This window comes from Variovorax pasteuri (assembly GCF_051216435.1).
GTDB lineage: Bacteria > Pseudomonadota > Gammaproteobacteria > Burkholderiales > Burkholderiaceae_C > Variovorax.
This window is the reverse complement of sequence record NZ_JBPJZS010000003.1, coordinates 81,352-93,942: the sequence shown is the minus strand read 5'-3', so window position 1 is coordinate 93,942 and position 12,591 is coordinate 81,352. Positions and strand designations below refer to the sequence as shown.

Annotated in this window: 12 protein-coding genes; 4 read left to right on the top strand and 8 right to left on the bottom strand. The window is 68.8% G+C overall.

What is annotated here, in order from left to right; translation table 11 throughout:
• The first annotated feature begins 63 nt into the window (after positions 1–63).
• Positions 64–1,692 carry a peptide chain release factor 3 gene (locus ACSFBM_RS13900; protein WP_435484872.1) on the top strand — a complete coding sequence of 543 codons (1,629 nt, stop codon included), beginning with the start codon at positions 64–66 and terminating at the stop codon, positions 1,690–1,692.
• 16 nt (positions 1,693–1,708) lie between these two features.
• On the opposite strand, the gene ACSFBM_RS13895 is transcribed toward ACSFBM_RS13900, so the two are convergent.
• Genes ACSFBM_RS13895 through ACSFBM_RS13885 form a run of 3 tightly spaced genes read right to left on the bottom strand, consistent with a single transcriptional unit; the run spans position 1,709 to position 4,392 of the window.
• On the bottom strand, positions 1,709–2,512 hold the full coding sequence (locus ACSFBM_RS13895; protein ID WP_435436789.1) for an ABC transporter permease: 804 nt from the start codon (positions 2,510–2,512) through the stop codon (positions 1,709–1,711).
• Between the two features lie 36 nt (positions 2,513–2,548).
• Entirely contained in the window at positions 2,549–3,394 is an 846-nt protein-coding gene (locus ACSFBM_RS13890) for an ABC transporter permease (RefSeq protein WP_435484871.1), read from the bottom strand.
• Positions 3,395–3,396: 2 nt separating this feature from the next.
• Positions 3,397–4,392, bottom strand: a complete 996-nt coding sequence (locus tag ACSFBM_RS13885) for an ABC transporter ATP-binding protein (RefSeq protein WP_435484870.1) — start codon at positions 4,390–4,392, stop codon at positions 3,397–3,399.
• Positions 4,393–4,484: 92 nt separating this feature from the next.
• Here ACSFBM_RS13885 and ACSFBM_RS13880 point away from each other — a divergent pair, with 92 nt between their 5' ends.
• A complete protein-coding gene (locus ACSFBM_RS13880; RefSeq protein ID WP_435484869.1) occupies positions 4,485–5,330 on the top strand; it encodes an HAD-IIB family hydrolase in 846 nt (281 codons plus the stop codon).
• On the opposite strand, the gene ACSFBM_RS13875 is transcribed toward ACSFBM_RS13880, so the two are convergent.
• On the bottom strand, positions 5,320–6,594 hold the full coding sequence (locus tag ACSFBM_RS13875) for an MFS transporter (RefSeq protein ID WP_435484868.1): 1,275 nt from the start codon (positions 6,592–6,594) through the stop codon (positions 5,320–5,322). The genes ACSFBM_RS13880 and ACSFBM_RS13875 overlap by 11 nt on opposite strands.
• Positions 6,595–6,684: 90 nt before the next feature.
• On the opposite strand from ACSFBM_RS13875, the gene ACSFBM_RS13870 reads away from it, so the two are divergent.
• Positions 6,685–7,329: a TetR/AcrR family transcriptional regulator gene (locus ACSFBM_RS13870; RefSeq protein ID WP_435484867.1), complete on the top strand. Its 645-nt coding sequence runs from the start codon at positions 6,685–6,687 to the stop codon at positions 7,327–7,329.
• A gap of 84 nt (positions 7,330–7,413) precedes the next feature.
• Here the strand turns inward: ACSFBM_RS13870 and ACSFBM_RS13865 are convergent, their stop codons facing one another.
• The 4 genes from ACSFBM_RS13865 to ACSFBM_RS13850 form a co-directional block, all read right to left on the bottom strand.
• Entirely contained in the window at positions 7,414–8,385 is a 972-nt protein-coding gene (locus ACSFBM_RS13865; protein ID WP_435484866.1) for a Bug family tripartite tricarboxylate transporter substrate binding protein, read from the bottom strand.
• Between the two features lie 128 nt (positions 8,386–8,513).
• Complete coding sequence (locus ACSFBM_RS13860) at positions 8,514–9,554, bottom strand: histone deacetylase family protein (protein ID WP_435484865.1); 1,041 nt, start codon at positions 9,552–9,554, stop codon at positions 8,514–8,516.
• 36 nt (positions 9,555–9,590) lie between these two features.
• Positions 9,591–10,640, bottom strand: coding sequence for an ornithine cyclodeaminase (locus tag ACSFBM_RS13855; protein ID WP_435484864.1), 1,050 nt, complete (start codon positions 10,638–10,640; stop codon positions 9,591–9,593).
• 135 nt (positions 10,641–10,775) lie between these two features.
• A complete protein-coding gene (locus tag ACSFBM_RS13850; protein ID WP_435484863.1) occupies positions 10,776–12,185 on the bottom strand; it encodes an aminotransferase-like domain-containing protein in 1,410 nt (469 codons plus the stop codon).
• A gap of 163 nt (positions 12,186–12,348) precedes the next feature.
• Between ACSFBM_RS13850 and ACSFBM_RS13845 the strand changes: the two genes are divergently transcribed.
• The gene (locus ACSFBM_RS13845) at positions 12,349–12,576 is read left to right on the top strand and encodes a hypothetical protein (RefSeq protein WP_435484862.1); all 228 of its coding nucleotides are present in this window, start codon (positions 12,349–12,351) and stop codon (positions 12,574–12,576) included.
• The last annotated feature ends 15 nt before the right edge of the window (positions 12,577–12,591 follow it).

Below are 12,591 nucleotides of genomic sequence, written 5' to 3'. Positions count from 1 at the left end.
GGTTCGACGGACGGAAACTCCCGCCCTTCTAAAATCGCGGCATTCCCCCGCAGATTGCCCACCTTGTCTTTTCTTGCCGAAACCCGCCGCCGTCGCACCTTCGCGATCATTTCCCACCCTGACGCCGGCAAGACCACGCTGACCGAAAAGCTGCTGCTTTTCTCCGGCGCGATCCAGATCGCCGGCTCGGTGAAGGCGCGCAAGGCCTCGCGCCATGCCACCTCCGACTGGATGGAAATCGAAAAGCAGCGCGGCATCTCGGTGGCCTCGTCGGTCATGCAGATGCTGTACCGCGACCACGTCATCAACCTGCTCGACACGCCCGGCCACAAGGACTTCTCGGAAGACACCTACCGCGTGCTCACCGCCGTCGACTCGGCGCTGATGGTGATCGACGCGGCCAACGGCGTGGAAGCGCAGACGCGCCGTCTCATCGAGGTCTGCCGCCAGCGCGACACGCCCATCATCACCTTCGTCAACAAGATGGACCGCGAAGTGCGCGAGCCGCTGGACATCCTGGACGAAGTGGAGCGCGAACTCGGCATGCCCTGCGTGCCCATGACCTGGCCCGTGGGCCAGGGCAAGAGCTTCCGCGGGATCATGAACCTGCGCACGCACACCATGACGGTGTTCGAGTCGGGCAGCGAACGGCTGCCGCACGACTTCGAGACCATTCCGCTGACCGACCGCGACACGCTGACCAAGCGCTTCGGCGCCGACTTCGAGAGCGCCATGGACAGCATGGAGCTGGCCACCGGCGCCTCGCCCAGCTGGGACCGCGAGGCCTTCCTGGCCGGCAAGCAGACCCCCGTGTTCTTCGGTTCCGGCGTGAACAACTTCGGTGTGATGGAAGTGCTGGACGCACTGGTCGACCTGGCGCCTTCGCCGCAGTCGCGCACCAGCACCACGGTGGTCAACCGCCAGCCGGTGGTGAAAGAGATCCAGCCCGAGGACAAGGACTTCGCGGGCGTGGTCTTCAAGGTGCAGGCCAACATGGACGCCAACCACCGCGACCGCATCGCCTTCGTGCGCATGGCCTCGGGCAAGTACACGCCGGGCATGAAGCTCAAGGTGCAGCGCACCTCGAAGGAGCTTCGGCCCACCAGCGTGGTGACCTTCATGAGCCAGCGCCGCGAGGCGGTGGAAGAGGCCTACGCGGGCGACATCGTGGGCTTCACCACGCACGGCGGCGTGCAGCTGGGCGACACCATCACCGACGGCGCGAGCCTGCAGTTCACCGGACTGCCCTTCTTTGCGCCCGAGCTGTTCATGACCGTGATCCTGAAGAACCCGCTGCGCACCAAGCAGCTGCAGCAGGGCCTGGCCCAGCTCGGTGAAGAGGGCGCGATCCAGGTGTTCCGCCCCGAGGTCGGAGGCCCGATGCTGCTGGGTGCCGTCGGGCAACTGCAGTTCGAAGTGGTGCAGCACCGCCTGAAGGCCGAATACGACGCCGACGTGCGGCTCGAAGGCTGCCAGTACACGGGCGCGCGCTGGATCACGGCCGACACCCCGGCCGAGCTGCGCGAGTTCGTCAACGCCTACCCGGTGCGCATGGCCAAGGACGCGGCAGACACGCTGGCCTTCCTGTGCACCTCGCCGTACGACGTGCGGCTGGCGCAGGAGCGGTTTCCGAAGATCCACTTCCATCCGCTGCGCGAGCATGCGGGGTTGGCGTTGCAGAACGCCGGCTGACAGCGACTGACGGGGCTCAGCTCCCCGTTGACGCGTAGTGGCGCAACCCGAAGCGCCACGCCCCGAAAGCCGCCGCGAGAAACACGAATCCCGCGAGCGGCGACACCCAGCCCACCCACCCGGGCGCCCCCAGCGGATCGGCCTTGCCCAGGATCGCCAGCACCGGGTAATAGGCCACGCAGGCCAGCGGCACGATGAAGGTCAGCACGCGGCGAAACCACTGCGCGTACAGCGCGAGCGGGTACTGCGCCGCCTGCACGCCGCCGTAGGTGAGCACGTTGGCGATCTCCAGGCTCTCCACGGTCCAGAACGACAACGTGCCCTGCAGCACCAGGATGCCGAGGAACAACGCCACGCCCCCGGCCAGCGCAAACAGCGCGATGGCCACCGCGCCGGGTGACCACACCACGCCCGCCTGCACCGTGCCGAAGGCCATCACCGCCACGCCCTGCAGCAGCCGGCCCGCGCGGCTGATGCGGAAGTCGTTGCCCATCAGTTGCAGCGCCAGCGGACGCGGACGCAGCAGCAGCCGGTCGAACGCGCCAGTGCGAAGGAACTCGGTGCCGAGCACGTCGAAGCCGCGCCCCAGCGCATCGGCAATGGCGAACATGCAGTTCACCAGCCCGTAGAACACGGCCACCTCGCCGAGGGTCCAGCCCTGCACTTCGCCGAAACGGTGGAACAGCGCCCACACGGCGACCACTTCGATGCCGGTCCCCAGGAACTGGCCCAGCGTCAGCATCAGCGCTGAAGCCGGGTAGCGCGCCTGGCCGCCAATGGAGGCCCGGACCAGCCTGAAGAAAAGGGGGAGCGTGCCCATCAGTTGCTCCGCATTGCGTTTAGTACAGGCGCCACTTCAGCCCCCTTGAATCTGAAGACTGCGCATGGTGCGACCCATGGCGAATCGCCCCGCCGCGACCAGCGCGACGGTCCAGAAGCACTGCAGCCCCAACCCGCCCAGCGCATGCCAGCCGCTCAGCTGCCCGAAATACAGCCGCGCCGGAATGTCCATCAGCCCGGCCAACGGCTGGACCAGCAGCGCGCCCTGCCAGGCGTCCGGCAGCAGCGCGAGCGGCAGCACGTTGCCCGACAAAACGATGACCACGGGCGTCGCCACCGCATTGATGCCGCGTTCGTTCAGCGCGGCCGTCATCGCCACGTTGAGCAGCATCACCATCGCCGTCGAGAGCAGCAGCGCGAGCGCGGCGGACAGCAGGAACGCAAGCCCCGCCGCCACGCCCGCGGGCGGCTGCCAGGACCATTCGTTCAGGCCGATCAGCGGCAAGGCGACAGCCGCGAACGCCGCCATCAACGCCACGCGCGGCAGCAGGCGCGCGGCGATCCAGCCGGCGCTGCGCGCGAACCACAACGCGTAGGCGTCCACCGGGCGCAGGCGGTCGTAGGCGACCGAGCCGGTGCGCACCGCCTGCGCCACTTCGGGGTCGCCCAGCCAGGGCAGCAACACGAGCAGCCCCTGGGCCAGCCATGTGTAGGTGATGGCCTGCGCGAGCGACATCGGCGAACTGGCGCCCGCGATGGCGGTGCCGCCATAGAACGCGGCGAACACCATCACCTTGATGCCGCCCCACCAGCACTGCGTGGCGAAGCCCGCGAGCGCGGCGGTGCGGTACTGCAGCATCTGCAGGAAGCGCGACGCGAAAGCCGCGAGGTAGGGGCGCGCGAGTTCGCGCAGGGTGGCCATGGTCACGCCTCGCCCGCGCCGTGCATGGCGTAGAACCGCGCGATGACCGCCTCGATCGCCAGGCCTTCCAGGCGAATGTCCTGCACCGCATGCGCGGCCGCGATGCGCGCGATCAGCGCGGGTGCGGTGGTCACGGCGGGGTCGAAGTCCAGCACCAGCGTCTGTCCGTCGCGCGAATGCACTTTGGCGCCGTCCACCTGCAGGGGCAGCTCGGCGCCCTGCGCAAAGTCGACCACCAGCCGCCGCTCGGCCATCACCTGCGCGCGCAGGGCCTCGACCGGGCTGTCGGCCAGCACGCGCCCGTGGCCGATGATGATCACGCGCCGGGCCAGCGCCTCGATGTCGTGCATGTCGTGCGTGGTCAGCAGCACCGTGGTGCCGCGCTCCCGGTTGGCGCGGCGCACGAAGTCGCGCACCGCGAGCTTGGAGGGCGCGTCCAGGCCGATGGTCGGCTCGTCGAGAAAGAGGATGTCGGGCTCGTGCAGCAGCGCCGCCGCAATTTCCGCGCGCATGCGCTGGCCCAGCGACAGCTGGCGCACGGGCTGGTCGAGCACGCGCTCCAGGTGCAGCAGCGCGACCAGTTCGTCGCGCGTGCGGCGGTAGCGTTGCGGATCGACGCGGTAGATGTCGCGCAGCAGGTCGAAGCCGTCGCCCACGGGCAGGTCCCACCACAGCTGCGTGCGCTGGCCGAAGACCACGCCGATGCGCGCCACGTGCCGCTCGCGGTCGGCGAAGGGGTCGCGCCCGTCGACCTCCACGCGACCGCCGTCGGGCCGCAGGATGCCCGCAAGGATCTTGATGGTGGTCGACTTGCCCGCGCCGTTCGGCCCGATGAAGCCCAGCAGCTCGCCGCGCTCGAGCGAGAACGACACGCCCGACAGCGCCTCCACCGTGCGATGGCGGCGGTGCACGAGCCCGCGCAACGCGCCCATCACGCCGGGGTCGCGCTCGGAAATTCGGTAGGTCTTGAGGAGGTGGTCGACGAGGATGTGGGGCATGGAAGGCGCCGCGCCGGCTTCGAACGCGCGGCGGGGGCGGGATGCTACCCGAAAGCGCCGGTAGGATCGCGGCTCCCTCCGGATTCCTTGCCATGTCTTCGCCGTCTTCCCTGTCTTCCTCGCCCTCATTGCCCACCGCGCCCCACCACCTCTTGCCCTTGACCCAGTGGGATGCGACCGCACGCAGCGCGCTCGTCGGCGTGTTCACCGACATCGACGACACGCTGACCCACGAGGGCGCCATCACGCCCGATGCGCTGCAGGCGCTCGCCGACCTCAAGGCCGCGGGCCTGTCCGTGGTGGCCATCACGGGCCGCCCCGTGGGCTGGAGCCTGCCGTTCGTGAACACCTGGCCGATCGACGCCATCGTGGCGGAGAACGGCGCGGTGGCATTGCTGCCCCAGGCCGACGGCCGCATCGAGAAGCGCTACCAGCAGGACGCGGCCACGCGCGCGGCCAACTTCGCGCGCATGCAGGCCGTGCTGGCGCGCATCGAGCGCGAGATTCCGGGCGCCGGCCGCGCCACCGACTCGCCGGGACGCGAGACCGACATCGCCATCGACCACAGCGAGTTCGTGCAGCTGAGCGACGCCACCGTCGCGCAGGTGGTCGCGCTGATGCGCGGCGAAGGCATGCACGCCACCGTGAGCAGCATCCACATCAACGGCTGGTACGGCGACAACGACAAGCTCGAAGGCGCGCGCTGGATCACACGCGAGCTGTGGGGCCGCACGCTCGACGACGAGATGGACCGCTGGGCCTACGTGGGCGACTCCACCAACGACCAGCTGATGTTCCGCAGCTTCGCGCACAGCATCGGCGTGGCGAACGTCGCGCGCTTCGTGCCGCAGCTGGAACACCTGCCGCGCTACGTGACGCTGGGCGAGCGCGGCACGGGGTTCGCCGAAGCGGCGCGCGCGATCCTGGTTACTCGCTGAGCGGCACTTCGCGCGCCGCGCGGCGCAGCCCCGCCCACTGGCGCCAGGTGCCGAAGGCCGCGATCAGCAACAGCACCGCCGCGTAGCCCTGTGCGGTGTTCAGCAAGCCCAGCGGCGCGACCAGGAAGCCCGCCAGCATCGCGGGCAGGCTGAACGCCAGGTAGCTCACCACGAAGATCGCCGCGAACAGTTCGCCGCGCTGGTGCGACTGCGCCAGCGGCGCCAGCGTTTGCACCAGCGCCGAGAAGGCGCCGCCGAAGCCGATGCCCGTCACCGCCGTACCGACGAAGAACAGCGCCAGCGAACGCGTGGCCAGCGACGCCAGCAGCAGCGCCAGCCCGAGCACCATGCTCGCCATGCCGAGCACGGCCGGGCGCGGCGCCGCAAAGCGCCCGAGCAACGTCGGCGCGATCGCGCCCACGCCCGACAGCACCGCCACCGTCAGTCCGTTGACCACGCCGTTGTCGACGCCGAACACATGCAGCATCAGCGAGGGCGCCAGCGACAGGAACAAGCCGCCGAGCGCCCACACCGCGATGAGCACCGGCAACCCGCGCACGAACTCGGCACGCGCCTTCACGGGAATCGACACGCGCGGCACCAGCGATGCCAGCGCGCCGACGCGCGGCGTCACCGTTTCGGGCATCCACAGCACCACCACCGCACCCAGCGCGAACACCGCGGCCAGGCCGCCGAACACCCACGTCACCGGCTGCACAGAGAACTTCACCGCCATGCCCGTCAGCAGCGCGCCCACGGCCAGTCCGGCCATCGGCGACACGCTGGTGATCAGCGCGCCCAGCCGCTTGCGCGAGGCCGGCGCGGCCTCGACCACGGCCGCGCTCAGCGCCCCGCTCGCGATGCCCGTGGCCACGCCCTGCACCACCCGCGCGACGATGAGCCCGCCGATGTCGTGCGCCAGCAAGAAAAGCCCCATCGCCACCGCCTGGAGCACCAGTGCGGCCAGTACCACGGGACGGCGTCCGATGTGATCGGACAGCGAGCCGGCGACCAGCAGCGAAAGCAGCAGTGCAATCGCATAGATCGCAAATGCCACGGTGAGCATCGACGAAGAGAAATGCCAGGCGTGCTGGAACACCACGAACAGCGGCGACGGCGCGCTGGCGGCAAAGAAGAAGGCGAACAGCACGGCGGCCAGCAGCGCGAAGGTCACGCCGGCCGGCAAGCGCCAGGGCTTGGCGCGCGCGGAAGTGGCGGCGGCAGCGGCGACGGCGGTGGCGAGTTCTGGGCAGGTGGACGGCATGTCTTAATCCTTAATGCAACTTTTTTTGCTTTTGCGATTCTAGACTTGAGAAGAACCTAAAGCAAATATCTTTGCGTTAAAGTCCGAAACATGAACGACGTCGTCCTGCCCCCCCCCTCCAACAAGCGCCCCGGCGGCCGCAGCGCGCAAGTGCAGGCGCTGGTGCGCACCGCGCTCGAAGAACTCGTGGCCGAGCAGGGGCGCGACCGCGTCACCGTGCCGGCCGTGGCGGAGCGCGCGGGCGTCAGCGCGTCCAGCATCTACCGGCGCTGGGGCGACCTGCAGGGCTTGCTGGCGGAAACGGCCACGCACCGGCTGGACCCGAACCGGCCGCTGCCGAACACGGGTGCACTTCGCGTGGACCTGGAGGCCTGGGCACGCGAGCTCATCGAGCATCTGGCCAAGCCGTGCAACACCTCGCTGCTGAAAGCGGCGGCCGCGCTGGCCAATGCCGACTCGGACACCGATTGCCTGCGCAATCGCAGGAAGGAAGCGCTGACGATGGTGGAACAGGCGCGCGCCCGCGGGGAGCACGCGCCTCAGCCGCAGCAGGTGATCGACCACCTGATTGCGCCGATCGTGTTTCGGCTGGTGTTCGGGGGGGAGCCCGTGAAGGCTGAGCTGGCGGGGCGGCTGGTGGAAGAGTTGTTTGCGATCTCGGCCGAGGGTCAGCGCCTGAAGGTGCCGGCGACGGCGCGCACATCGCCAGCCGCCGCCGAGGGTGAGCCTGTATAGAAAAGGCCGACTTCCATACATGCCTCACTCGACATGTTTAAAAAATAGAATTTTTTAAACATGAAGCGTGGGCAATTGCCGAATTCAGGAGCCCTTCGCCAACCCCAGCTTCTCGATCACCGCCTTCTCCTTCACCACCGTGTCCTGCGCAAACTTGGTGTACGTCGCCGAGCTCATGTAGTTCGGCAGCATGTCGTAGCGGCCCAGCGAGGCCACGTAGCTCGGCTCTTCCATCGCCTGCTTGAACGCGTCGTGCAGTTTCTTCACGACGTCGGGCGGGGTGCCCTTGGGCGCGCCGATGCCGAAGGGCGAGTTCTGCACGATGTCGTAGCCCAGCTCCTTCAGCGTGGGTGCGTCGGGGAACTTGGCCAGGCGCTTGTCGCCCCAGGTGTTCAGCACGCGCAGCTTGCCGGCCTCGACCTGCGGGGCGAAGCCGGTGCTGTCGGCGGCGGCCATCAGCTGGCCGCTGACCACGGCGAGCATCAGGTCGGCGCTGCCCTTGTAGGGCACGTGCTGCAGCTCGATGCCGGCCTTCTGCGCGACGATTTCGGTCGTCAGGTGCGGGCTGGTGAGGTTGCCGGTCGAGCCGTAGGTCAGCTTGCCGGGGTTGGCCTTGGCGTAGGCGACGAGGTCGGCCCAGGTCTTGAAGGGGCTGTTGGCCGGCACCACGATGCCGAAGGCATAGCCCGTCACGTTCAGCACGTACGTGATGTCCTTCAGCGGGTCCCAGTTGATCTTGGTGGTGTAGCCCAGGCGGAACACGCCCAGCGGGATCTGCGCCACGGTGTAGCCGTCGGGCTGCGAGGTCTGCAGCGCCTGCGCGGGCAGCGTGCCGCCGGCGCCCGGCTTGTTGTCGATGATCACCGGCTGGCCGAGGATCTTGCTCGCGTTGTCGGCGAGCTGGCGCATGGTGATGTCGGTCGGGCCGCCGGCCGGGAAGGCGATGACCAGCTTGATGGGCTTGGCGGGAAAAGCTTGAGCGAAAGCCGCCAGCGGAGAAACGAGACCGCACGCGGCGAGCGTGGCGGCACAAAGGAAAGAAGAGCGGCGCAGCATGGCTGACTGGATCCTGACTTGAAGAAGCGCCGATTGGGCCTCGCCGGGTCGGCAAAGGCAATCGGGGAGCCCCCGATTGCCCGCCAAAAACAAGGCCATTGGCGCGCCCGGAGTCACCTGCGCGTCAGCTACACCTGCGCGAAGCCTTCCAGCACGTTCACCGCGTTGACGCCCACCTCGGCCACCGCGTAGCCGCCCTCGAACACGAACACGGTGGGCAGGCCCGCGCGCGCGAGGTCTTCGCCCATGCGCAGGTAGTCGTCGCTCTTCAGCTTGAAGCCCGAGATCGGGTCGCCCTCGAAGGTGTCCACGCCCAGCGAGACGACCAGCGCGCCGGCCTTCACGGCCGCAATGCGCGCGAGCGCGGCCTTCAGCGCCGCGCGCCAGGCCGCGAAGTCGGTGCCGCGCGGCAGCGGCAGGTTGTGGTTGAAGCCCTCGCCCCGGCCCGCGCCGCGTTCGTCGGCGTGGCCCAGGTAGTACGGGTAGTCGGTCAGCGGGTCGCCGTGCAGGCTGGCGAAATGCACGTCGTCGCGCTCGTAGAAGATGGCCTGCGTGCCGTTGCCATGGTGGTAGTCCACGTCGAGCACGGCCACCCGCTCCACGCCCGCGTCGCGCAGCGCCTGCGCCGCGACGGCCGCGTGGTTGATGAAGCAGTAGCCACCGAAGAAGTCGGCGCCCGCGTGGTGTCCCGGCGGCCGCGTGAGCGCAAAGGCCGCGCGCTCGCCGCCGACCACACGCTGCGCCGCCGTCCACGCGCACGCCGCGCCGTGCCGCGCGGCCTGCCAGCTCCCGGCCGTCAGCGGCGTGCCCGCGTCGAAAGAGAACAGCCCCATGCGCGCCGGAAAGCTCCTGGGAAGCACATCGGTGCGCATGCCGCGCGTGGGCCAATAGGAAGGCAGCGCATCGCGCGACACGTTGGCCGGGTCCAGCGCCACCCACTCCTCCCACGCATGCGCGATGAAGTCCAGGTAGCGCGGCGCATGCACCTTGGCCAGCAGCGCCGCATCGAAGGCGTCGGGCAGTTGCAGCGGGCCGAGGCCCCGGCGCGCCAACTCATGCTTCACATGGTCGACGCGGGCGGGCACCTCGAAGCACGGCACGAGCTCGCCGCGGAACATCTCGACTTTGCCCTGGTGAAGAACGTGCTGGTCGTTGTAGATGGTGAGCATGAAGCAGTGCGGCGGCGGCGGTGATGAAGCCGGCCATCATGCCGCACGCCGCAGCACCGCCCGGCGCCTGCCCGAGGCCGTGAGGCCGAACAGGTCCTTCGGGTCGTCGAGCTCCGGCACCAGCGCAATCTGCTGGCCGATGCCGCGCTCGGTCGCCATGCGCTGGATGTAGCGCAGCGCCGTGTAGTCCTCCAGCGCGAAGCCGACCGAGTCGAACAGCGTGACCTGCCGCGGGCTCTCGCGGCCCGGCACTTCGCCCAGCAGCACGCGCCACAGTTCGTGCACCGGAAAGTCGGCCGCCACCTGCTGGATCTCGCCCTCCACGCGGGTCTGCGGCTCGTACTCGACGAACACGCGCGCCAGGGCCAGCACGTCGGGGTGCAGCTCGGTCTTGCCGGGCGAGTCGCCGCCCACGGCGTTGATGTGCATGCCGGGCTCGATCATCCCGGGCGTGAGCACGCTGGCTTGGCCCTGGTAGGCGGTGACGGTGGTGACGATGTCGGCGCCGCGCACCGCATCGGCCACGGAAGCGGCACGCACGATTTCCAGTGGCGTGCAGGCCGACAGGTGACGCACCAGCTTGTCGGTGGCGTGCGGGTCGGTGTCGAACACGCGCACCTCCTCGATGCCCAGCAGCGCATGGAAAGCCAGCGCCTGGAACTCGCTCTGCGAGCCGTTGCCGATGAGCGCGAGGCTGCGCGAATCGGGCCGCGCCAGTGCCTTGGCGGCCATGGCCGACGTGGCGGCGGTGCGCAAGGCGGTGGTGAGCGTGAGCTCCGACAGCAGCACGGGGTAGCCCGTGTCCACCTCGGCCAGCACGCCGAATGCCATGACGGTGGGCAGCCCGACCGCGGTGTTGTGCGGGTGGCCGTTGACGTACTTGAAGGCGTAGGCGCCGTCGTCGGCCACGGGCATCAGTTCGATCACGCCCAGGTGCGAGTGGCTGGCCACGCGCGCCTTCTTGTCGAACTCGCGCCATCGCAGGAAGTCGTCGCGCAGTGCGTCGGCCAGCGCCTCGAGGAATTGGGGAACGCCGGTCTCGTCCACCAGGCGGACCAGGCTGTGAACATCGATGAAGCGGGTCATGACATGGCTCCTTGCGTAGCCCTGCCGCGGCGCTTCATCCCCTCGCATGTTCACTCCACCATGGCTGATTCAGGATGCGCCTGCGCCAAGGGTTGAGGCCATTGTGCGCCTGCCGGCAGGCCATTGCGAGCCCTGTCAGTCGTATCTGCGCTCCTCGATGCTGCGCTCGAGAAAACGCCAGAGCCGTTCGTCTTCACTGAAGGCCACATTGAAGCGAAGCCAGCCGGTGGGATGCGGGTTGACCAGGAACAGCTGGCCCGGGCCGAGCATGATCCCCTCCGCCGTGGCGCGCTTCGAGAGCTCGGCGCTGTCGGCAATGTCCGGGTGCCGGGCCCACGAATACATGCCGGCCGCGGCGTGATGGAACAACTCGAAGCCCAGTGCGTCCAGCCGCCTCGCGACGTTGCCCTGCGCCTGAGCGAGGCGGTCGCGCAGGGCCTTGAGATGCTTGCGCCAGCGGCCGTCCGTCAGGATGCCGAAGGCCAGGCGCTCGGTGATGTCGGAGGACGTCAGGCCCGAGATCATCTTGAGCTGCGCCAACTCGTCGAGCAGCTCCGGTTGGGCAACCACGTAGCCGACGCGGATGTTCGGCGAGATGGTCTTCGAGTAGCTGCCCACGTAGACCACCCGGCGCAACTGGCCCAGGCTGGCGAGCGACGGCCGCATCGACGCATCCATCTCGGCATAGATGTCGTTCTCGACCAGCGTGAAATCGTGCGTCTGCGCCAACTGGAGCAATTGCACCAGCTGCGGCAGCGAGGCCATCGAGCAGGTCGGGCTCTGCAGCCGGGGCTGGGTGAAGAAGGCCTTGGGCCGGTGTTCGGCAAGCAAGGCCTCGAGCGCGGGCATGTCGTAGCCCGAGGGAATGCGCGGCACGCCAATGATCTCCACGCCCAGAAAGCGCAGCATGAACATCAGGTTCGGATAGCCCGGGTCGTCCACCAGCACCGAATCGCCCGGCTTGAGGAGCCGGCGTGCGACCAGGTCCAGCGCCTGGCTGGAGCCCTGGGTCAGCAGAACCTGGGCGGCCTCGACCACGATCTGCTGCTCGGACAGCGCCTCCGCCGTTGCCATGCGCAGCGCCATGTGGCCGAAGGGCAGGCCGTAGCCGCCGATATCGGCGCCTTCGGAGGCCAGGTGGCGCAGGCTGCGGCGCATGCCGTCCTCGAACAGCCAGTCGTGCGGCAGCCAGCCGCAGCCGGGCTTGAGCGGGAGGTTGCGGTTCTCGAAGATCTGCTGCAGGTACCAGCGGGCGTCGAAGCGGGGGTCTGGCCGGGGCGCACTGGCCGCACCGGCGGTGCTGTCCTCGCTGCGCCGCTTGACGAAAAAACCCGCGTTGGCCCGCGAGACCAGCAGACCCTGGGCCACCAGCCGGTCGTAGGCCTCCACCACCGTGAAGACACTGACGCCATGGGTCGAGGCGAAAGCGCGGATCGACGGCAGCTTGCTGTCGGCCTTGAGCTTCTGGGCGCCGATGAGGCCGCGCAGCCCTTCCACGATCTGGCTGACCAGTGGCGTCGGCTGTTCGGGACGAAGAATGAGCATCGGGAGCATCTCCGGCAGTCCGGCCTGCACCATATTGAGGAAAGTGTGTACAGGATACAAGACCAGTACAGTCTCCCCGGCGATCGCTTGCGGTGTACATGGCCGTATCGATTCACGCGACCTAGAGTGCCGGCATTCCTTCTTGAATGCACAGGCCGCCTCCATGCAACGCGAACCCCAGCCCGGCAATGCCGCTTCGACGGCACGCCGCGGTGCAGCCCTCACGCCGACCCGCCGGGTGGTCGCGGAGGCGGCGCGACGCGGGTCGATCCCGCTGCCGTGCGGCACCCGCGGCAATGTAATTCGCGTGCCGGTGCCGCCGACGGCATCCGACTTGCTTCTGGACGAAGGCCCGGCACTTCTCGCGGACTGCTTCACCTCGCTTCGCTGATCGACCCTTTCCTGA

Coding starts and splice junctions, on each gene's coding strand:
- ACSFBM_RS13885 (WP_435484870.1), bottom strand. CDS start 4,392: ATGCCCCACATCCTCGTCGACCACCTCCTCAAGACCTACCGAATTTCC.
- ACSFBM_RS13880 (WP_435484869.1), top strand. CDS start 4,485: ATGTCTTCGCCGTCTTCCCTGTCTTCCTCGCCCTCATTGCCCACCGCG.
- ACSFBM_RS13895 (WP_435436789.1), bottom strand. CDS start 2,512: ATGGGCACGCTCCCCCTTTTCTTCAGGCTGGTCCGGGCCTCCATTGGC.
- ACSFBM_RS13850 (WP_435484863.1), bottom strand. CDS start 12,185: ATGCTCATTCTTCGTCCCGAACAGCCGACGCCACTGGTCAGCCAGATC.
- ACSFBM_RS13855 (WP_435484864.1), bottom strand. CDS start 10,640: ATGACCCGCTTCATCGATGTTCACAGCCTGGTCCGCCTGGTGGACGAG.
- ACSFBM_RS13845 (WP_435484862.1), top strand. CDS start 12,349: ATGCAACGCGAACCCCAGCCCGGCAATGCCGCTTCGACGGCACGCCGC.
- ACSFBM_RS13865 (WP_435484866.1), bottom strand. CDS start 8,385: ATGCTGCGCCGCTCTTCTTTCCTTTGTGCCGCCACGCTCGCCGCGTGC.
- ACSFBM_RS13870 (WP_435484867.1), top strand. CDS start 6,685: ATGAACGACGTCGTCCTGCCCCCCCCCTCCAACAAGCGCCCCGGCGGC.
- ACSFBM_RS13875 (WP_435484868.1), bottom strand. CDS start 6,594: ATGCCGTCCACCTGCCCAGAACTCGCCACCGCCGTCGCCGCTGCCGCC.
- ACSFBM_RS13890 (WP_435484871.1), bottom strand. CDS start 3,394: ATGGCCACCCTGCGCGAACTCGCGCGCCCCTACCTCGCGGCTTTCGCG.
- ACSFBM_RS13860 (WP_435484865.1), bottom strand. CDS start 9,554: ATGCTCACCATCTACAACGACCAGCACGTTCTTCACCAGGGCAAAGTC.